The organism is Paenibacillus sp. S150 (assembly GCF_019352175.1).
GTDB lineage: Bacteria > Bacillota > Bacilli > Paenibacillales > Paenibacillaceae > Paenibacillus_AQ.
The window spans coordinates 143,332-163,301 of the sequence record NZ_JACBYI010000006.1 but is presented as its reverse complement, the minus strand read 5'-3'; the positions used below and the strand labels follow the sequence as shown (position 1 = coordinate 163,301).

Annotated in this window: 18 protein-coding genes; 4 read left to right on the top strand and 14 right to left on the bottom strand. The window is 54.5% G+C overall.

The window, feature by feature from the left end:
- The first annotated feature begins 22 nt into the window (after positions 1-22).
- Positions 23-823 carry a TatD family hydrolase gene (locus HYD27_RS09005; protein ID WP_219213892.1) on the top strand — a complete coding sequence of 267 codons (801 nt, stop codon included), beginning with the start codon at positions 23-25 and terminating at the stop codon, positions 821-823.
- A gap of 508 nt (positions 824-1,331) precedes the next feature.
- Here the strand turns inward: HYD27_RS09005 and HYD27_RS09000 are convergent.
- The 9 genes from HYD27_RS09000 to HYD27_RS08960 form a co-directional block, all read right to left on the bottom strand.
- The gene (locus tag HYD27_RS09000) at positions 1,332-1,523 is read right to left on the bottom strand and encodes a hypothetical protein (RefSeq protein WP_219213889.1); all 192 of its coding nucleotides are present in this window, start codon (positions 1,521-1,523) and stop codon (positions 1,332-1,334) included.
- Entirely contained in the window at positions 1,520-1,903 is a 384-nt protein-coding gene (locus tag HYD27_RS08995) for a cobalamin-dependent protein (RefSeq protein WP_219213886.1), read from the bottom strand. The genes HYD27_RS09000 and HYD27_RS08995 overlap by 4 nt, the downstream gene beginning before the upstream one ends.
- 165 nt (positions 1,904-2,068) lie before the next feature.
- On the bottom strand, positions 2,069-2,662 hold the full coding sequence (locus HYD27_RS08990; protein WP_219213883.1) for a histidine phosphatase family protein: 594 nt from the start codon (positions 2,660-2,662) through the stop codon (positions 2,069-2,071).
- A gap of 131 nt (positions 2,663-2,793) precedes the next feature.
- Positions 2,794-3,057 (bottom strand): hypothetical protein, encoded by a 264-nt coding sequence (locus HYD27_RS08985; RefSeq protein ID WP_219213879.1) that lies wholly within the window; start codon positions 3,055-3,057, stop codon positions 2,794-2,796.
- 291 nt (positions 3,058-3,348) lie between these two features.
- Positions 3,349-3,777 (bottom strand): hypothetical protein, encoded by a 429-nt coding sequence (locus HYD27_RS08980; RefSeq protein ID WP_219213876.1) that lies wholly within the window; start codon positions 3,775-3,777, stop codon positions 3,349-3,351.
- A gap of 458 nt (positions 3,778-4,235) precedes the next feature.
- Positions 4,236-4,544 carry a hypothetical protein gene (locus HYD27_RS08975; RefSeq protein ID WP_219213873.1) on the bottom strand — a complete coding sequence of 103 codons (309 nt, stop codon included), beginning with the start codon at positions 4,542-4,544 and terminating at the stop codon, positions 4,236-4,238.
- Positions 4,537-5,133, bottom strand: coding sequence for a P-loop NTPase family protein (locus HYD27_RS08970; protein ID WP_219213870.1), 597 nt, complete (start codon positions 5,131-5,133; stop codon positions 4,537-4,539). Before HYD27_RS08970 ends, HYD27_RS08975 begins: the two co-directional genes overlap by 8 nt.
- A gap of 283 nt (positions 5,134-5,416) precedes the next feature.
- A complete protein-coding gene (locus HYD27_RS08965; protein ID WP_219213867.1) occupies positions 5,417-5,899 on the bottom strand; it encodes a DUF4362 domain-containing protein in 483 nt (160 codons plus the stop codon).
- A 211-nt stretch (positions 5,900-6,110) separates the two neighbouring features.
- A complete protein-coding gene (locus HYD27_RS08960) occupies positions 6,111-7,019 on the bottom strand; it encodes a L,D-transpeptidase family protein (RefSeq protein ID WP_219213863.1) in 909 nt (302 codons plus the stop codon).
- Between the two features lie 243 nt (positions 7,020-7,262).
- Between HYD27_RS08960 and HYD27_RS08955 the strand changes: the two genes are divergently transcribed.
- Entirely contained in the window at positions 7,263-7,961 is a 699-nt protein-coding gene (locus HYD27_RS08955; RefSeq protein WP_219213860.1) for a hypothetical protein, read from the top strand.
- A gap of 425 nt (positions 7,962-8,386) precedes the next feature.
- Here HYD27_RS08955 and HYD27_RS08950 read toward each other — a convergent pair whose 3' ends face one another.
- The 3 genes from HYD27_RS08950 to HYD27_RS08940 all read right to left on the bottom strand — a co-directional run bounded on the left by HYD27_RS08950 (position 8,387) and on the right by HYD27_RS08940 (position 14,217).
- A complete protein-coding gene (locus HYD27_RS08950; protein WP_219213857.1) occupies positions 8,387-9,514 on the bottom strand; it encodes a diacylglycerol kinase catalytic domain-containing protein in 1,128 nt (375 codons plus the stop codon).
- Positions 9,511-10,566: an SPFH domain-containing protein gene (locus HYD27_RS08945; RefSeq protein WP_219213855.1), complete on the bottom strand. Its 1,056-nt coding sequence runs from the start codon at positions 10,564-10,566 to the stop codon at positions 9,511-9,513. Before HYD27_RS08945 ends, HYD27_RS08950 begins: the two co-directional genes overlap by 4 nt.
- Before the next feature lie 291 nt (positions 10,567-10,857).
- Positions 10,858-14,217: an Ig-like domain-containing protein gene (locus tag HYD27_RS08940; protein ID WP_219213852.1), complete on the bottom strand. Its 3,360-nt coding sequence runs from the start codon at positions 14,215-14,217 to the stop codon at positions 10,858-10,860.
- 370 nt (positions 14,218-14,587) lie between these two features.
- Here HYD27_RS08940 and HYD27_RS08935 point away from each other — a divergent pair, with 370 nt between their 5' ends.
- Positions 14,588-15,613, top strand: a complete 1,026-nt coding sequence (locus tag HYD27_RS08935) for an ABC transporter substrate-binding protein (RefSeq protein WP_219213849.1) — start codon at positions 14,588-14,590, stop codon at positions 15,611-15,613.
- A gap of 243 nt (positions 15,614-15,856) precedes the next feature.
- Positions 15,857-17,527, top strand: coding sequence for a helix-turn-helix domain-containing protein (locus HYD27_RS08930; protein ID WP_219213846.1), 1,671 nt, complete (start codon positions 15,857-15,859; stop codon positions 17,525-17,527).
- A gap of 234 nt (positions 17,528-17,761) precedes the next feature.
- On the opposite strand, the gene HYD27_RS08925 is transcribed toward HYD27_RS08930, so the two are convergent.
- Complete coding sequence (locus HYD27_RS08925; RefSeq protein ID WP_219213843.1) at positions 17,762-19,267, bottom strand: alpha-L-fucosidase; 1,506 nt, start codon at positions 19,265-19,267, stop codon at positions 17,762-17,764.
- Positions 19,268-19,272: 5 nt separating this feature from the next.
- Positions 19,273-19,968, bottom strand: a complete 696-nt coding sequence (locus HYD27_RS08920) for a copper homeostasis protein CutC (protein ID WP_219213840.1) — start codon at positions 19,966-19,968, stop codon at positions 19,273-19,275.
- Between the last annotated feature and the right edge of the window lie 2 nt (positions 19,969-19,970).

The following is a 19,970-nucleotide window of genomic DNA, read 5'->3' as shown; positions in this document are numbered from 1 at the left end:
GGTGCAAAGGAGCGTAATACCGATGATCGATGCCCATATTCACCTTGAACAGTATGCAGAGGCAGAGCTGAAGAAGATGCTGCCGGGGCTGCCGGGACAGGATATTAAATCGCTGGTTGCGGTATCGATGAACCTGGATTCCTGTATCCGCACGTTGGCAATCGCCGCACAGTACCCGGGTCAGGTAAAACCTGCCTTCGGCTTCCATCCCGAACAGGCGCTGCCGCCGGAATCCGCGCTGGAAGCGCTGCTGGATTGGATCAGCCGGCATGCAGAGGCCATGGTTGCCGTAGGTGAAATCGGGCTGCCCTATTATTCACGGGCCGAAGCGCTGGCACGCGGGCAGGCTTTTGAGATGGAGCCTTATATCCGGGTCCTGGATGCCCAGCTTGCTCTGGCTGCACGTCTGGACAAGCCGGTGGTGCTGCATGCCGTCCATGAGGATGCCCTGGCAGCCTGCGACCTGCTGGAGAAGCATGGCATTACCCGGGCGCATTTCCATTGGTTCAAAGGACCGGAGGAAGCGGTGGTCCGCATGATTGAACGGGGCTACCATATCTCCTTCACGCCGGATATTGTCTATGAGCCGGAGATTCAGGAGCTGGCCCGGCGCTATCCGCCAGGGCTGGTTATGGCCGAGACGGACGGACCTTGGCCGTTCGAAGGCCCTTTTGCCGGACGTCCTACTCATCCGGCGATGATTCACGACGTTGCAGCTGCATGGGGAGCGCTGCAGGGATACTCCGCCGCCCAGGCGGAGGCCATGCTGACCGCCAATACGGCCCGCTTCTATCAGCTTCAAACGGGTGGCGCTATTGGTTAGGAGAGGATTGAGATTCGGAACTATATGAATTGAACCGGAGAACCTGAACAAGCGGATGGAACGCAAGGAGGTTCATAGGGAACGAAAAGCGAAGTGGAAAAAGTAACACTAATGGGCTGGAATCCCGGCTTTAACAGGCTTTAGTGGGATTTTGTACACTTATTGGAGGCCATCTCCCCCATACAAGGTGATTTCAGGCGAATTAGTTGTACTTTTTCCCACTAGGGATGATCCAGTCTCCGAATGCGCTACCTTAAGGGTCCTTTTTACCACTAATTACGGCTGGCGAAAAAGCGGCGGAAGGGAATTTGGAGACTGCAGGAGCGGAGCGTCTGCCTTTGTCTGCGGATTTCCACCGCGAACTATACATCAAGAAATCTGCAGACGGGCAGCGGCGGGAAGTCCAAGCACTCTCTGGAATTACGACCAGTCCTAAATAGAAAAATTACAAGGTCAATCTATATAGCTGCGCCTAATTGCCAGCCGGTAGCCAAGGTTTATTACAAAATTATAGACGGGATGGGTTCGCGGGCACGCGCATCCGGCGGATGAAGGAAGGCAGCGAATAGAAGCGCCTGCGGAATTCGAGATAGCCCTCATACAGCTGCCCGGAGGTCATTCCCCGGGGTTGAAATACCACATCGGTTTTGCCGTTGCAGAGACTCCAATCCTCATTCAGCAGACGCTGCTCCTGCTTCATCCGGGCAAACAACCCCGCATGGAGATGACCGCGCCTTTCATCAGCGGGTTTCTTTTTAACAGATCCCAGCGGGGCAACGGCAGGTTCGCCAGCCCGGGAATGTCCTCTGAACGGTACTCCTCCTGGACCTCCCCGGCATAAAAGCCCTCCAAGAGTTGAGGCCAGGTAGCCTCCGCCTCTCCAATAACAATAATATCGCAGTGCTTCGACACCTCCTCCGGCAGCAGCGTGGCATGGGGACCGCCCATCACCACCTTTGCCCCCAGGGCCTGGAACCGCTCTGCCATTCTGTAGCAATGCCCGCTGTTCGGCGTATTCACCGTGATCGCCACCAGGTCGAACTTCCGGCCGTAGGGAATCTTTTGCCGGTACTCATCCACAAGGATAATCCTGTACTTCGCTTCATCTATGAAACCCGGCTAAATAGGGCATCGTAATCTGCACGAAATTGTTGAATTGCTTCCGCCGGAAGTGATTGATCTTTTGGTTCTCCGGCTGGATCAGCAGAATGCTTTTTCGCATACGTCACCTGCCTGCATTCAGATTTAGGGAATTTGCACATCATCGTTAAGCAGCAGTCTCTCCACATGAACAAGCTGCCCATCTGTAATTTCCATCCTGTAAATATCCGGTTTGGTGGTCTGCATCAAAAAATCAAATCCATATCCGTCCGCAAAATGTCCCATCATCAACGCCATTACCATGGCATGGGTACCGATAACGATACGCCCGCCTAGGTGCTTCCGCAGAATTTCCTGCAGTGCAAGTACAGCCCGGGCTTTGCACGCACGGCCCGACTCCGTCCCGCCTTGAAGCACAAAGTCCGGATCAGCAAACATATTCTCCAGATAAGGGTACAATTCGTCATCCTTCAGCGAACGGTCATCTTCCGTCCAGCGTCTCTCCTTCAAATCCTCAACGGGCCGGACCTCTTTGCCAAGCACCCCGGACAGTCCGGCAATCGTATCGGCTGCCCGGGCATAAGGACTGCTGTACAGTGCATGTATGCCTTCGTTCCGCAACCGTTCCGTTACTCTCCGCGCGTCCTTTTCCCCTTGGGCCGACAGGCCGCGCGACCGTTCATCCCCTGAGGTTTTTGGCGAGTCGCCATGCCTTACCATATACACAAAAGTTGTCATCCGGACTTCCCAGGGTATCTAGTGCCAACCGCACTTGTCTAGCTTCAGCCCAAAAAACTCTGGCCCTCTTTACACATTCGCCTGACTGTTCCCGTTTCCTCCATTGAAGGATGAAGTGCGGCATATAAATACTAACTGTGCTGCTCCAAATGTACAGCCGTACGTTCAGAGAGCCGGGGAGGTGCCGAAGCCTCAGCAGGCTGTGGCTCAGCCACAGGCCAGAGCAGCCGCCCAAAGAGTACGCCAACCAGTCCAAGCGCCACTTGCACGATGCCAAAAGCAACGAAGATGCGGCCGGGTCCGGCCAGCTGAACAAGCAAGCCTCCCAGGAGCGGCGCCGTTATCATCACCACGCCAAGAATGGTGGTCTGGATGCCGAAAATACGGCCGGTCATGTGGGCGCAGACGGACGATAACAGGTAAAGGTTGCAGCGGCGGATATGTGCCGGATGGACAGTAAAAAGCGCCCTCCGGCTGCGCGGCAGCAAAAGGGCGCAGGGGGATTGGCTCTAAATCCAATTGGATTTCTGCAGCAATCCTGGTCTGCTAAAAGACTGCAACTCTGACTTTCAAAAGCATTGCGCCGTCAAAATATCCTTTCATGCCTGCTTCGCCTCTTCCATCATTCCCGCCGGACCGGAAATATGCCCTCATTATGCTCCAAGTCGTAACGCTAGGGTGCATCGCTATTGCTTCTGCACTTTAAAGGTGAATTTCCAAGTGGCTGTATTTCCGGAGTAGCGCCCCCGGTTTTCGACTACCGTCACTTTGACGGCTTTGCTGATGGTTTTGGTAACGGCTGAGGCTTTGATGGAAGCGGCGGCTGATGCCGAATCCGGGATTTTGTCCTGCTCTTCCGCGTATGCCTTCAGCTTCACACTTTCCGTTGATTTCAGGGTAAGCACTACAGAGGAGCCTTCACTGATCTCTTTATCATTAATATATGCTGCCGTATACCATTCATTGCCCACATGATTATTCTCCGTCAGTTCCGCACTGACCAGGGTCACTTTGACCTTGATGCTTTTGGACGCCGCCGAAGCGGACTGAACCGGGACTGCCAGACTGAACAGAAGCAGCAGCATTACCATCATTTTGATTCCCTTAACCCGCATTAGAGAGTGCCTCCCTCATATTTTGACTGTATTAATCTATCCATTTCGCCAAAATATCCTATTATCCTGCGGGGTATATGTAATTTTTTGGTTTTGTTGCGCTGTCCATTACCGCTAGCTGGCAATAGTAGAACTAATCTGCAAAAATCGTTACAGTAACCGGTAGTTAGTGGGATTTTCTACCCTTATTTCAGGTACATTTTCCACATTTGGTATGATCCGGTCCGATTAGTTCTACTTTTTCCCATTATTTATCGTTTAGGAGCCAAATAGCTCTAATTAGTTTTACTTTTTCCACTTAGCACTTACCGCACTATCACATCTCTGCTGAAAGACAGCGGACTGCCTCAGATCTGCCGCAGCTCCCGGATCATCCTCTGCAGCTCCGCATCTTCCGCCATCAGCTCAAGGTCCGTTTCATCTGTCTCGATTATATTCAATATCGCCCATTCCGCCAGTCACATAAGCAGCGGTACAGCAAAAGGCAGCAAAATCAGCAGCAGTGAAAGGCTGACCAGGCTCAAAGTCAGGCGCCGCCCCAGCTGCTGATTTTTGTCCGATTTAAACCAGCCCCTGAACTGCCAATAGTTGCGGTACAGCACAAAAAACAAAATGAGGTTACCCGCCGCAGCGCTCCCGGGATCTATCGTCCAGCCGTACAAGCGCTTAAAAACGGCATTCTCCAGCCCCCCCAGAAGAAGGAGTGTCAGTACCAGCATAATTAACATTCTCAGCATTTCCAGGATAAACGCCGCAAGCTTACTCATAACGCCGCCTCCCCCCCTCTTTTGTATAAAAAACATGCTCTCCAGCCTGAATCTGCCCGATATAACGGCCGATGCACCGCTCAGGATCTTGATTACCGGTGACAACCATCCGCTTGTGCGCGTATTCCTCCGTCAGTTCCATAATTCCGGGCATCTCCACCCGCGCATAATCCCTGTTCCATTTAAACAGCATCTCATACAGGCTCCTGAACGATTGCTTGTAATTCCCCTGCTCCAGGCCAAGCCTTGTTTTGATGAATCTCCGGATCACCCGCAGATCCTGTACCAGCCGGTTGGGTCTGATTAACACAATAAGGTCTGCCTGCCGGAAGCTCTCGCTTCCCCATTTATAATGCACCCCTTCGATGATCCATGAGCTTAAAGCCGCGGTTTCTGCACATTGCGCATCCCTCGCCTCCGGTGTGTTCCGCCGGTTGGCTGCACTTCTGTCCCATACAAAATTGTCGGTCTCATAGCACGGGATGCCATAACGCTTGGACAACGCCCTGGCCGTGTAGGATTTCCCGCTCCCGCAGCCGCCAATAATCCGGATTCTGATCGCAAACCCTCCCCTAACAAGAAACGGCAAGGCCGTTTCCTCCCTTTTATAGTGTGCGCTGCATTTCAATGGCTACTATCCTTCTTCCCTTCTCATTCGGTATAACCTTATAGCCGCACGGGATAAATCCATGTTTGCAATAGAACAGCAGCGCTCTGGTATTGGTATTGTGGCAGTTAGAATCTGCTCCGGTGTCAACGGATAATCAAATTTGGGGCTGACGTAGAACATTTCTTCGGGACTTTGGGCGAAGCTGCTGATCGTCTCCAAATCCTCAGGCATCAAACCGCGGCGGGCTAAAGCGGGCATTGAATTATTCACTCCCTTTCTTCGTACGGTCCTGTGGTACAGCTACCCTGAACGCTTCCGCCAGCTCGGAGTTGGCACCAGAACAATCGACCAGACTATATTCAACCATCTCAATTTTCCGGCTCCCATAAACTGTAGAATTGTCGGCCTTGTCAATGCCCTTGCAGGTGCTGGTCCTGATCTCAGTCCTTCCGAAGGCGTCTTGGGAGTTGTCGAATTTGTATTTAATATCTGTGCCGTCATAGGTTAGATTATGGAAAATTGGATCGCCCTCAATTGTATACTGCGTAACCCTTACCCGGTCTTTGTTTTGCTTCTGCACGTTTTCGAGAAATGTGTCCAGTCTCTCCAGATTCGTGAAGTTTCCATAGTGATCCACAATGTCTCCGCGCTTCGCCGCCTCTCCGGGACCATAGGAAGGACTGCTGCAGGACGCCAGCAGAACACTGCCAATCACGAAACAGCAGGCAGTACGTATGCTTTTCATCCAATCCCCTTCTTCCCTTACCTTATTTTATAAGCTTCAATATCCTATCCTGTAATTCCTGCTATTCAAAACAACCCCACAAAGTGGCCTTGGCTTCGATGATGACTCAGGTACTTTGCGGGGACCCCAAAACATATAAATTCTTATCTTCAAAAAAAGCAGCAGGCTCTTTGCCTGCTGCGGTCAGATATTCCACAAAAGCTGAAGGCGTCTACAGGATGACCGCCTTGTCCTTCGCGTTCCATTGGAACGGAAGGCCAAACAGCTCTGTCAGGCTGCCGAGCGGCAGATACAGACGGTTATTCACATTTTTTGAAGCGATTATGGATACCGTTTTGCCCTGAGCGACAGCTTGAGAGGACAGCGGCTTATGCGTCACAATGCGGTTGCCTATGGTGATGATCAGATTGCCGCTTCCCGCATCCAGCTTCAACGTGCCTCCCAGCAAGGCTACAGTCTCTCTCAATGGAACAAAGACACGTGAATTCTCCAGAATGAAATCATCCTTAAGCTTAATCGGTTTGCCATTAATAATGAAGGTTCCCGCAAACATCGTGGAGCTGAGAGAATATCCGCTTTTGGCAGCAATGCTCTCCAAGCTGAGTGCTGAAGAGGTAACCACCACCGTTGTGTTCTTCGCAATTTGCGGGTACAGCCAGTGAATATCTTCATTATGCATCCGGATGCAGCCGGCACTGACATATTTGCCGATGGAGGATTCATTGTTATTGCCGTGGATCGCATACGTTGTCCCCTTTGTGCCATTCACTTCCAATCCCAGCCAACGGTCGCCGAGCGGATTCGCCGGATCGCCTCCGGGAATATTTTCCTTATAATAAGGCCTGTTTTTAATCTTGACGACAATTTTGAAGCTGCCTTCAGGCGTGAGACTCTTGGTTTTTCCTGTAGCAACCGGAAAGGTCCGGACCAGCTTGCCGCCGCTGAAATAACCGAGGGTATTCGTTTTTTTGTTCACAATGATCAGGTCTGAGGATGCCGCCGCCGAAGCCGGAGCCGCTCCTGTGAAGCAAAACGTAAGCAGAAGTGTAAACATCAGTGATACCGTTAAGCTTCGTGACCAAATGGACTTGTGTCCAAAAAAATGACCATGCTGATTCATGCTGCCCCACCTCCAGGTTATGGTTGATTATGGAAACCCTTTTCTACATAGACGGATAAAGGCCGCAAAAGTTGCAAAGCTGCCTGTACCTATCTCTGACAGCTCGTTCACTGAACGTTTGAAGCAGCTGTAACAAAATCGTAACCGCCGGCAAGGGCAACGGGATTCCATGAATATTCAGCACTTTCCTCAGAGATAATAAAGGCGCATTACAAAACCGAATCTGCCAAGGAGGCAAACATTTTGAATTCAAACATTTCCAGCCAGATCAATCAAGGTGAACAAATCATTCAGCAGCTGATGACCGAGACGCAGCAAGGCACACAGAATTATCAGCAGCTGCTCCAGCAAGAACAACAGCATGCTGCCAAGCTTGAAGAACTGAGCCAGCACAGCCAAAAGGCCATTCAGATGATCCAGCAGGCGCTCCAGGGCCATCAGACTGCAATGCAGCAGTTGCAGCAGGTCTCACAAGTAATCAGACAGATCGAGCAAAATTCCCAGACCACCAACTACAATCCGACGGTTCCGGCCTACAATACAGGAGTGCACAGCATCAATCCCGTCAGCCAGGGCTTTAATGCCGGTCAAGGCTTCAATGCCGGAAGCCAGAGCTCCAATGTTGGTGGCCAGAGCTTCAGTACCGGCGGCCAGGTTGGAACTTTGAGAGCACAAGGAGGACATATCGGGGCATCCGGCTTCAATAACTCCGGGATGCAAGGGATAAACAGCGGAGCCCAAGGCAGCCACCTGGGTAACGCGGGTCAAGGCTACAGCCCGGCCAGCAACTCTTCCTTCAATCCGTCCTACGGACAACAGCCAGTGCATTTGCAGCATAGTCCATTGAATTCGACATTCAATTCGCAGCCGCTGCATACATCTGCCTTCTCCGGCGCATCCAACGGCTCTCCTATGAACCAGGGACGCAGCTTCCAACAGTAATCAGCCAAAAAACGCTCTCCGCTGCAGAAGATCCTGCGGTGGAGAGCGTTTCTCTTTTAATAACCAGTTGCTCTGTGCAGCACAGGCGGTTAGTTGGTTTGATCGTCGTTCCACTGCCTGGCCCACCCGGGCGGAATTAAAGGTATTTCTGCTTTTATTTCGCATTCCTGAGGCTACCCGGGCGAAATTAAAGGTATTTCTGCTTTTATTTCGCATTCCTGAGGCTACCCGGGCGAAATTAAAGGCATTTCTGCTTTTATTTCGCATTCCTGAGGCTACCCGGGCGGAATTAAAGGCATTTCTGCTTTTATTTCGCACTCCTGTGGCTACCCGGGCGGAATTAAAGGCATTTCTGCCGTTGTTTCCGTCACCGAAACATACGATGTGGAGGTGTTACAGAGAATATCGCCCGGCTCATACATACATTACACCACCAGCCGTCCCCGCTTCTCGGCGAGGCAGATTGTCGCTTCCACGCCGGAGTTGAACTCCAGGAAATCGCTCTCGACGCCGTCACTGAAGATGACGCCGTCCTCCGGCATCTGCGAGGTGATCTTCAGCAGTCGGCTGACGCCGATCTGTCCGAAGACCAGCCCGGCCGAGGTAGTCCGGCTGGGAAAAGGCTCCCGAACCGTAAAGTACAGGTTCGGATGATCCCAAGGAAGCCGCTGCTCCACCCCGGCAGCGGTTGGCTGCACCGCAGTGTATGTCCCTGCCGGTGCTCCGGTTACCTCCCCGGCCGCTGCGCCTGTTACTGCCGGGCGGCCGCCTCTTCCCGCAGCCGTGGCAGAACCCGCGGCCGCGGCTGCCGCTTGCGCCCCGCCTGCCGCAGAAGCTGCATTCCCCCGCGCCCCGCCTGCCGCAGCGTCCGCCTGCAGCTGCGCCGCGCTGCGGGCGATTCCCGCGGCTCCGGCGAGCACGCTTTTGAGCCAGCCGGTGGAGCCCATGCCGGTGGATACGATAATGCCGCTGGAGGACTGCTGCTCGGTGACACCGTTCAGCTCCACCTGATAGCGGGCTGACACATGGGTTTTGCGGCCGATGAACAAGTCATTGACGCCATAGAGGCTTTGCCCGTCGTTAAGCTCCGCTTTGGCAAGCGTAACCTCACGCACCCGGCGCTGCCCCCGGAACACCTCCGGCACCACAAGCCGCAGGTCCTTGACGGTGAACGGCAGCAGCACGCCATCCCAGCGCTGCGGATCGGGATTGACCCCGATCAGCGGCTGCCCGTGCAAGTATTTTAGCGTATTGGCTACAAGACCGTCCTGTCCCAGCACGACTACCGTATCCTGATCCCCAAAGATAAAATTCGGCACATGCTGCCGCTCCAGCAGCTGCACCCGGCCCGCCGCACCCAGCTCGATGACAGCTGTCTCCACCGCCTTGCGGTAGAGCAGATCCTCGCTGATATAATCGCTGAAATCCGCACCCAGCCGTTCAATGTAGAACTGCGCCTGCTGGATCGTATTGTAGCGGACCACCAGCTCTTCAAGACGGGTCCTGCGCTTGATCAGGATGATTTTGTTCTCTGAGCTCCGGGTTCCGCTCATCGTCCCCCGCCTCCCCTCGGAGTGCCCGCACCGTTTCCGGCCGAACCGGCCATCAGTCCCTGAAGCAGATCGGGCGAGATATTCAGCTGCCCAATTTTGCCTGCATTCTCCGCCAGCTCCTGGAAGGCGATCGCAATCAGCTTATCCGGCTTCATGCCGACGTTGGTCAAAGCCTGGAGCACACCGGGCGCTACGCCCTGGAGCGAATTCATCACTGCCGACAGCTCGTAGGCCTTGGCATCCGCTTCGGCTCTCTGGTTGGCTACAGCCAGTTCGACCAGCTCCTGCTTCTTCTCTTCAAGCGCTGTATCGAAGGTAAGCTGCTCCTCCTTCATCGCATTCTGCTTCTGCTTCACCGAACGCTCGGCGTCCAGCTGGGTTTCGCGGATCTGCTTCTTCTTCGTCTCCACGGCGATCTCCGTGTTCAGCTCATTCTCCTTCACCCGGCGCTCCTGTTCTATGGACGCATTGCGGCGTTCATACAGCGCGTTGTCGGCGCTGCGCAGAATCTCTTCCCTGGCCTGCGCCTCCAGGGCGCGCAGTGTTTCTTTATTCGGAACAATGGCCAGTATCGACAGGCCCATCAGCTCGATGCCCAGCTTCTCAATCTCCGCGTTCCGTTCAATTTCCTGGGTAATGGTCTTGGCCAGGCGTTCGCTGGACTGGATCGCTTCGCGCAGCGGCAGCTGCTCCAGCTGTTTCTTGGTCAGCACCTTGGCAATATTGATTACGCGCTGCGCCAGCTTGCCGGGATCGTCGGACAGATACGTATTTTTCCGCAAATTGTAGGTGTAGTTGAGAATCTGTGTGGTCTTGCGGTAGTCGACGATCCGGTAGGTCAGCTGTCCCTGTACAGTCACTGTCTGGTAATCATTCGTAATTTCTTCGAACATGAACGGAACATCAATGGAGGATACCGGAACCACAACGACCGAAGTCGTAGGCGCATAATAATGAAAGGAAAGCCCCACTCCCTCACGCACAACCTTGCCGTTCTTCACTTTGAGCACATAATCACTGGGCTGGAATTTCACGAATCTGAATCCGAACATGGTCATTACCTCCTGTCAGCTTATGTTATTAACAATTTGTTATTAACATAAGATTAACACATGTTTTTGATATTATCAAGGTGTTAATAACAAGGTGGCTCAGGTACTTTGAGGGGACCCCGAAAACATATGCATTCTTATCTTTATAAAAAACACCGCATTCTCCATGGAATGCGGTGCAGGCAATAGACTTGAAGAGGTTATTTACACTGGTATATTCCCCAAGGTTATCCTCTTATTTTTTTAACCTCTTATTTTAATGTAGAGTAATCATCGCCGGGAATTGCACACCTATTTCACAGTAACCTTAATCTTGACGGTCTTGCCGCCGTATTTCACGGAAATGTTGGCCGAGCCTTTGCTGTTCGCCTTAATAAGGCCGTTCTTTCCGGTTGCCACCAGCTCCTTGCTTGATGACCACACTGCACTTTTGGACACATCGGCTTCACTGCCGTCCTCAAAGGTAGCCGTAGCCGTCAGCTGTACGGACTGGCCCGCCGTCAGCGTCAGGTTCATCTGGCTGATCTCCAGATATTTCAGCACATCCACCGTGACCGGCACCTTAACGGTTTTGCCGCCGTATGCCGCACTCACGTAGGACTTGCCGTAAGCGACCGCTTTGACTGTCCCTTTGGTCACCGTGACAATTTTGTAGCTGCCGCTTTTCCACTCTGCCTTGTCCGTAACATCCTTCGTTTTGCCGTCACTGTATGTGATCGTTACGGTTACCTTGGAGGTACCGCCGGATTTCATCGCCAGGCTAATGGCCGAAGCTTCGATCTTCGATACTTGGTCCACCTCAATATTAATGCTTGTTTGCTGGCCACCGTAAGACGCGGTGATGGTCGCTTTGCCCTTCAGCACGCCGGTTACCAATCCCTTTTTGACCGTGGCGACCGTCGCCTTGGAAGTGGTCCAATCCGCATCTGCGGTCACATCCGTCTCCACGCCTGCGGAATCGGTAGCCGTCAGGGTGATCTGCTCTTTATCCGCCGCCGCCATCGTGATCAGGCTCGCATTTGCGGCAAGCTCGTCCACCAGGCCGACATTGACGGTAATGGTCGCTGTCACTGTACCCGCTTTGGCTGTAATCACCGCCGTACCCGCGTCCACTCCGGTAATCAGCCCGTCTTCAACGCTGGCAATCTTCGCATCGCTGGTGCTCCATTCCACCTCATCCGTCAAGGTCTTGTCGCTGCCATCGCTGTATTGTCCGGTTGCTGTCACCTGGTAGGTCTCATCCTCCTGAAGCTCGACGGTTTTGGCCTGCAGCGTCAGCTTGTTCGGGGTTCCCGCCGTTACCGTGATAGCCGCGGATTTGCCGCCGTAGGAGGCGGTGATCACTGCGCTGCCCGTAGCATATGCGGTAATGGTGCCGCTGCTAACATCTGCCACATCCGCATGGTCCGAGCTCCACACCGCGTCTTCGGTCACATCCTGCGAGGTGCCGTCCCCGTAGCTGGCCATTACCGTTACAGCCTTGCTCTGATCCAAACCGAGGTTCAGCTTGCTGATGGTCAGATTCAGCCGGGACGCCGTTTCGACATTCACTGTAATCGTCACGGTTTTGCCCCCGTATACTGCTGTTACTGTAGTTGCACCCGTTTTATAGCCGGTAATGAGGCCCTTCGTTACAGTTGCGGTATTCTCATCCGCCGTGCTCCATACCGCGTCATCCGTAACCACACTGGAGGCGCCGTCCGCGTCCAGCGCGGTGAGCACCAGCTGCTGCGTTTTGTTGAGTCTCAGGAAGACAGTGTCATCATCCACGCTGAGCTTGTTGCTTTTGCCTACAGCCGTGGTCAATGTTACGGTCTTCGAGCCGTAGCTTGCCGTAATCGTTACCGTACCTTCCGCATAGGCAGTAATTATCCCCTTAGCCACAAAAGCCACCGCTTCATCACTGGAGCTCCAGACCGCCTTGCCGGTCACATCCGCCGTAGCTCCATCCGCAAAAGTCGCCGTCAGCGCCAGCGTCTTGGAGGCATTCACCGCAAGATTCAGGCTGGTCGCACTCAGGGCAAGATGCCTCGCCGTCCCGACATCCACTGTAACCGTGGCTGCTACACCGTTATAAGTACCGGTAATCGTGGCCGTTCCCACAGAATAGCCGGTGATCAGCCCCTTGCTGACCAGAGCAACGCTCTTATCGCTGGTGGTCCACGCCGCACTGCTTGTCACATCGGACGATGATCCGTCCCCGGCAACGGCAGTCAGTGTAAGCTGCTTCGTATCCTCCGGTTGCAGGAACACGCTCTCTTCACTGGCAACAAGCTTGTTCACAGCCCCGACTTCAACCTCAAGTGCAGTCTCCAGCGTGCCGTAAGCTGCACTGAGGGTAGCCGTTCCCGCCAGCTTGTAGGTGGTGACGGCTCCTTTTTTGACATAGGCCACAAGCTCATTGCTGGAGCTCCAGACTGCCTGGGAGGTTACATCCTCCGTGCTGCCGTCCGCATAGGTTGCTGTAAGCGTCAGCGCACGGGTTGAGCTTGTCTTCAGGCTGAGCGATTCGTCGCTTAAGTCGAGATACCGCGCTACCGCGACATCTACATCCACCACTGCCGATTTATCGCCGTAGGTTCCGGTGACCGTGGCCGTTCCGGCCGTATAGCCGTACACCTTGCCTTTGTATACATAAGCAATGCCGGAATCGCTGGAACTCCAGATGGCCGTGCTTGTCACATCTTTGGCGGTTCCGTCAGGATACACCGCTGTGAGCTTCAGCTGCTGGGCTTCCTCCGGCTTCAAAAAAACGCTCTGATCGTCCACCGTAAGCTTGCTCGTCTGATCCACAGTCACCTGAACGGTTGTGGTCTTGGTGCCGTATTTGGCTGTAATGACCGCCGTTCCCTGCTTGTACCCGGTAATGACACCTTTGAGCACATCCGCAACTTCCTCATCGCTGGAGGACCAGACGGCAAGGGAGGTTACATTCTCCTGTGTGCCGTCCGCAAAGACGGCCGTCAGCACAACCGGTGAGCTGTCATTCAGCAAAAGCGCAAGCTCCGGCTGGTCCACGGCAATCCGCTTGGCGACCTCTACGTTCACTGTAACGGTAACGGTTTTTTTGCCGTATACGCCTGTAATGACAGCAGTACCGGAGGAAACCCCTTTGACTGTACCGTTGACGACAGTAGCAACCGCTGCATCGCTGGTGCTCCATACGGCCTTATCCGCCACAGTGGCATCGGTGGCATTGTCGGAAAAGGTTGCCGTAAGAATTACGCTTCCCGTCTCGCCCTTGCGGAGATCCAGGCTCTGAACGTTCTGCGTCAAGGCCTTGACCTTCTTGGTCACGGTAACCGTGGCCGCCTGGGAGAACTTCGTCCCGTCGCTGTATGTATATACGGCCACGATCGTTGCAGTCCCTTCCGCCTTTGCGGTAACTATGCCGTTATAGACAGAAGCGACAGAGGGCTTGTCACTGGACCAGTCACTGTTTACGGTAACATCCCCCGAAGTGCTGTCCGAATAGACCGCCGTAGCCGTCAAGGCTTGAGTGTCTTCGATGGCAAGCGAAAGCTCATTCGCGCTCAATACGATTTTGGAGGCCGTAACGGTCGTTGCCGCCAGCGCCAGGCCTCCGTTGCCGAATACCAGAAGCATTGACATCACCATCGCAAAAAATCGGTTATAGCTGGTTTTCTTCAATCTTTTACCCTCCTAGCCGGATTATGATTTCATTCTCTTATCGACATTTACCGGCTATAAAATCAGGTACAAAAGTCCCATTTTAATTCTTATAACAACGATAAAAAATCAATATATTTGCTCGAGGACAGACCCTCCCCCTCCCGGGGGATCAACATGCTGAAAGCATCATAACAACCTAAACTGAATCTATTCTGAACGTGTCCAAAAAAAATTTCACGATGAAAAACTGCAGTTTGCACAAAAACAAATCCTGCTTTGCATTTTGTCCATTGAGTAACGGGGCACTTTATTTTATGATAATTTCAGTTAAACGAGAATGATTATCATTATTGGTAGTCATCATATATTTTCTGGGGGGCAAGATTTTATGAGATTAACAAAACAGCCTGTCGCCGTATTCTGCGTCATCTTCCTGATGGGCACCATGCTGCTCGCCTGCGGCAATTCAGAAGAACAAGAAGCCGGGAATGCTGCCGCAACCAATGCCGGAAACAGTGCAGCCGTGAGCGCGGCCCCTTCTGCTGAAGCTTCCGGCAGCACCTCTGATACTGCGTCTACACGCACTTACACAGATTACAGAGGCCATACTGTGGAAATTCCCGTAAGCCCTGAGCGTGTGATCTATTCGGGAGAAACCTATGGCGACCTGCTCGCGCTGGGCGTTCAGGCCGTAGGCTATCCAACCTCGATGGGTGAAGGCCAGGTCTTTGAAGACAGGCTGCAAGGCGTGGAGGATGTCGGCTTCCCGATCAATCTGGAAAAGACGCTGGAGCTTCAGCCCGATCTGATCATCTATGCGGGGACGGATGAAGCCGATTTCGAGGCCCTGTCCAAAATCGCACCGACGATTATCCTCGACACCTTTGCCCCGCTCCAGGAGCGGATGCTGGAGATCGGCGGCATTCTCGGTAAAACGAAAGAAGCGGAGGCTTGGCTGGCGCAATATAAAACAAGCGAAGAAGCGATGTGGGCGCAGCTTAAGGCATCGGGCATGAAGCCCGGCGAAACTGCCGCCGTCTTCACTTATTACCCGGGTGACCGGCTGTTTGTAATGGCGGCAACCGGACTTTCACAGGTGCTCTACAGTGAGAATGGCTTCAAGGCCACTCCTGGTATTCAAAAGCTGCTGGATGAAGGGACTGGCTTCCGGGAGGTATCCATGGAGGTCATAGGAGAGTACGCGGGAGACCGGATCTTCATCCTTACCCCTGTAGCCGATGAAGCGAAGCAATCCACCGAGAAGCTGATGCAGAGCAAAGTATGGCAGAGCCTTCCCGCTGTCAAGAACGGGCTGGTCTACACACAGGACATTATGAAAACCTCCAGCGACGCAACAACAAGAGAATGGCTGCTGGGTGAAATCCCCCGCCTGCTGGACCCGTCTGCTGAATAAGCAGGGCCTTCACTTCCCGGTAAGGACAGTTTGCAGTCCGGATCGGACCTTGCGGGAATCGGTTCCGGGAATAGCGAAGGCAGGCGGCGGCTGCATACAGCATGAAACATGCGGCGGCCTGCGTATGCAGCTCCATCCCCGGAACAAAGCAGCTTATCAACGCCTGTTGATAAGCTGCTTTGTTTTCGGTACAATATAATTTACTGATAATCGTTCTCAATATAAAGGAAGGGGGAACCGCCATTGCGACAGTCCAACACGAGCCCGGCTCCATTTCGCTCCCTGCTGTTTCAACTGGCGGATACGCAGCTGATCGTCGAGGCCGCCGGTTCCTGCTCTGCGCCGCGGATTTTGCAGCATCATACGCTTCTCATTTTTACGGGCGGCAGCGGCTTGCTCAACATCAACGGCGAGTCTGTCCCGTTGACCGCAGACAAGTGCTGGCTGCTGGCTCCCGGAGACTCCTGCAGCACAGAGAATCCCGAAATGTCATTGTATTATTATCTGATCTCATTCTCAGCCATTCAAGCCGGCACTCCTTCCGGACCCTACATACAAGAGCTTCTGCCGGGCAGGCGGCAATTGATTGTTCACCCCTTTACGAGGGTAATCCGGTTCGCGGAAGATCTCCTTGTGAACAGAAACTGCCGGGAGGATGACGTGCTGTATTTCCGGCAGCAGCTGAGATTCCAGGAACTGCTGCTGCTGCTTTTGGAGCATAATTATTCTTCCCGGCAGCTGCCAAGCCCCGCGCAATCCGTAGAAGGCACGATTCAATATTTGCAGGAGCACTATATGGACAGCATCACCGTGAAGCAGCTGGCGGAACAGGCCAATGTCTCGCTCTGGCAGTACACGCCGATTTTTCAAAAGCTGACCGGCAAACGGCCGCTTGATTACCTGGCGGACCTGCGCATCAGCCACTCCAAAACGCTTCTCCTGGAATCCGCTGAGCCGCTGCGGGAAATCGCCCGGCTGGCGGGCTTTTCCGATGAGTATTATTTCAGCCGCCGTTTCCGTCAGAAAACGGGGATCACGCCCGGCCAATATGCGCAATTGCAGCGGCGGAAGATCACGGTCAAGGACTGGACGGGGCATACCGTTGACATTCCCGAGAGGCCGAGGCGTATCATCTACCACGGCGAAACGCTTGGAGACCTGCTTGCGCTGGGTGTGAAGCCAGTCGGCGGAGACGAAGCCTTTGCAAGAAACAGCGTTTACAGCCACCGGATCAAAAAGCTGGCCAATGTCGGCTTTCCGCTCGATCCTAAGCTGACAGATTCGTTAAGCCCCGACCTGATCATTGTCGCGAATGCGGATGAACAGGTGTATACACGCGTCTGCGGCATCGCTCCCACGCTCACCTTCGATTCCTTTGCGCCGCTGAGCTCCCGCATGAGGACTCTCGGAAGCTGGCTGGGCAAGCAGCGTGAAGCCGAAGCCTGGCTGGAGACGTTCCACGCCAAAAACTCTGCCATGTGGCAGCGTCTTTACAGCGAGATGCTCCAGCCGGGTGAAACCGCGTCCGCCTTATACTTTGAACACGGCAATCATCTGTTCGCCATGGGCATGTCGGGATTCTCCACCGCCCTGTATGCTCCCGGCGGCTTGCAGCCGACAGAGGAGATTCAGGCCATTCTTGATCAGAAGCGAGGCTTCGCCGAGGTTGATCCGGCGAAGCTGCACAGCTATGCGGGAGACCGCGTCTTCATGCTCATCCCGCAGCGCGGGGACTCCCGGGCAGCCATGAGGCAGCTGATGCAGAGTCCGCTCTGGAGCAGCCTGCCCGCCGTGCGGCAGGGACAGGCCTACCTGCTCGACGGAGCCAAATGGAACTCCGGAGATGCGCTGACCCGGGAGCGGCTGCTGACCCTGCTGCCGAAGCTGCTCCGCGGGCAGCAGGGCGGTGCCTGAGCACTCAGAAGCGGCCAGTGTCCGTTAGAGTTGCAGCCATTCGGGGCAAGCCATGACCGGGTCAGCACCCGCTAGTTCAAGTAATTCAGACGTATTGCGGCCGACCGCTTTTCGCCTCCAAGACTATTGCACGAAATACAGCAGATAGCGTCTCACCGGGTATTAAGGAGCCTTCCACTGCGAACTTTTTCAGAAACCATGAGTCTCTGCGCTCGGCCGCTGTGTTCCGGCGTTTTATCTGGCCGTTTCAGGTGCGGCATGCTCGATCCGCAGCACGGAGATGCCGCGCTCCCGCACGCTGTCCGGCAGCTGCACGGTTAACCCTTCACCTTCGCGGCTCCACTTCAGCTCTTCTGCGCTGCCCAGCAGCTCCACCTTCAGAATTTCGCCCGCGAGCAGCTTGGAGCGGCTGCCCAAGGTTTCGATTACGGAAATTCCATCCTCCGGCCAGCCCATAATAGCCGCGTAGAGCAGTTGCTCACCCCGGGCGGTGAAGCGCACATCCTGCGGGGTGAACGGGCTGCGCTTCGTATCATTGAACGTGCCGCTGACCACCTGCGTCGGCCCTTCGCCGTATACCTTCCATGGGCGGGTGCCGTAAATCGCTTCGCCGTTGACCTCCAGCCAGTCTCCCACCTCCAGCAGCAGCCGCTGCTCCTCTTCGGGAATCGTGCCGTCCGCACGCGGCCCCACATTCAGCAGCATCACACCATTTTTGCTGACGATGTCCACCAGATCGCCCAGAATTGCTCCCGAGGTCTTGTATTTGTGGTCGGCAATATGGCACCAGGCGGTTTCCCCGACGGAAGTACAGGTCTGCCACAGTGCCGGATTGATGTCAGCCAGCTGTCCGCGTTCCATATCATACACGGCAGTCCCTTCCGCGAAGGCGTCGAACTTGTAGTTGATGACGGCACCCCGGCCCCATTCGGCAGCCTTGTTGTAGTAGTAAGCGGCCAGCTTTTGCAGATAGGGCTTGAAAACAGGCTGTTCAATCCACCAGTCAAAATAGACCAGCTGCGGGCCGTAACGGTCAATCAGATCGCAGGTACGGACCAGCCAATCGTCGAGAAACTCCTCATTCGGCGGCAGAATCGGCAGCGGATAGGCAGGATCGCCATAGCAGGGCTGAGCCGGACCGTACAGGTCGGCATATTTGAGGTCCTGCACATCGGAAGGAAGCTGCCGGCCGCCATTGTAATACCACCAATTCTCTGCCCGGTGGCTCGATACGCCAAAGGTCATATAATGGCGCCGGACGGCAGCTGCCAGCTCGCCGATCACATCTCTTTTGGGACCCATTTTGGCAGCGGTCCATTCCGAATATGGACAGTCATACATGGCGAAGCCGTCATGATGCTCGGCGACAGGCACCACAAACGCTGCACCCGCCCGTTTGAACAAGGCCGCCCACTCCTCGGCATCGAATTTATCCGCCGTGAATTCGGGAATGAAATCCTTATAGCCGAATTCGTCCGGAGGACCGTAGGTCTTAAGATGATGCTCATACACCTCCGTGCCTTCTCTATACATATTGCGCGCGTACCATTCTGTCCCGAAGGCGGGCACGGAATAGACCCCCCAATGGATAAAAATCCCGAACTTTGCATCCTCATACCAGCGGGGAACGGAATAGGCGCCCAGCGACTGCCAATCGGCCCGGAACGGCCCGTTGTCCACAGTGCTTTGGATCTCCAGCTTCTTCTCCTTGCGCAATTCGTGCAGCTTTGACTTTGACAAGACGCTCACCTCTTTCCTGAATTCAGAATGCTGCGGACCGCCTGCAGCCTTGCCGGATCAACGGGCTTCAGCGGATCTCCGTCTTCTCTTACGGCGGAGCCGAAATGCACCCGGCTTACGGCTGTCCGTATGACGAAATCCCTGAGCCCATCAGCAGTTAGGCCGCTGCCCGCAAGGATGCTGACGGGGGACATTGAGGACAGCCGCTCAAGCACGGCGATCCGCTCTGCCCCCTCCGGTGCGGTATTCTGCCCGCCGGAGGTCAGAACATCGGTAATCTGCGGGTACCGCTTGATTATCTCCAATGCCGCAATCTGGTCCTCAGCCTCGTCAAACGCCCGGTGAAAAGTAACCTCAAGCCCGTCCGCGGCCTGCAGCAGCCGCTTAAGCAGTTCTTCATCAACCGCCCCGTCCGGACGGAGCATCCCCATGACAAGGGATAATCCGCCTACGGCGGCAATATGGCGGATGTCCCGCAGCATCGTCTGCGTGTCGGCCTCATCGTAACGGAAGGAGCGGGCATGCGGCCGCACCATCACTCTTACCGGAATGCCGACCGCTTCCCGCACACCTTCAATCAGCCCGAGGCTGGGCGTAAGTCCGCCCTCCCGGATACCGGTGATCAGCTCGATCCGGTCCGCCCCGTAACGCTCGGCAATGACAGCGTCCTTCACTGTCGTAGCTATGACCTCCAGCAGCATCT

Coding starts and splice junctions, on each gene's coding strand:
- HYD27_RS08990 (WP_219213883.1), bottom strand. CDS start 2,662: ATGACAACTTTTGTGTATATGGTAAGGCATGGCGACTCGCCAAAAACC.
- HYD27_RS08975 (WP_219213873.1), bottom strand. CDS start 4,544: ATGAGTAAGCTTGCGGCGTTTATCCTGGAAATGCTGAGAATGTTAATT.
- HYD27_RS08985 (WP_219213879.1), bottom strand. CDS start 3,057: ATGACCGGCCGTATTTTCGGCATCCAGACCACCATTCTTGGCGTGGTG.
- HYD27_RS09000 (WP_219213889.1), bottom strand. CDS start 1,523: ATGAAGCAGGAGCAGCGTCTGCTGAATGAGGATTGGAGTCTCTGCAAC.
- HYD27_RS08920 (WP_219213840.1), bottom strand. CDS start 19,968: ATGCTGCTGGAGGTCATAGCTACGACAGTGAAGGACGCTGTCATTGCC.
- HYD27_RS08960 (WP_219213863.1), bottom strand. CDS start 7,019: ATGAATCAGCATGGTCATTTTTTTGGACACAAGTCCATTTGGTCACGA.
- HYD27_RS08950 (WP_219213857.1), bottom strand. CDS start 9,514: ATGAGCGGAACCCGGAGCTCAGAGAACAAAATCATCCTGATCAAGCGC.
- HYD27_RS08980 (WP_219213876.1), bottom strand. CDS start 3,777: ATGCGGGTTAAGGGAATCAAAATGATGGTAATGCTGCTGCTTCTGTTC.
- HYD27_RS08945 (WP_219213855.1), bottom strand. CDS start 10,566: ATGTTCGGATTCAGATTCGTGAAATTCCAGCCCAGTGATTATGTGCTC.
- HYD27_RS08965 (WP_219213867.1), bottom strand. CDS start 5,899: ATGAAAAGCATACGTACTGCCTGCTGTTTCGTGATTGGCAGTGTTCTG.
- HYD27_RS08935 (WP_219213849.1), top strand. CDS start 14,588: ATGAGATTAACAAAACAGCCTGTCGCCGTATTCTGCGTCATCTTCCTG.
- HYD27_RS09005 (WP_219213892.1), top strand. CDS start 23: ATGATCGATGCCCATATTCACCTTGAACAGTATGCAGAGGCAGAGCTG.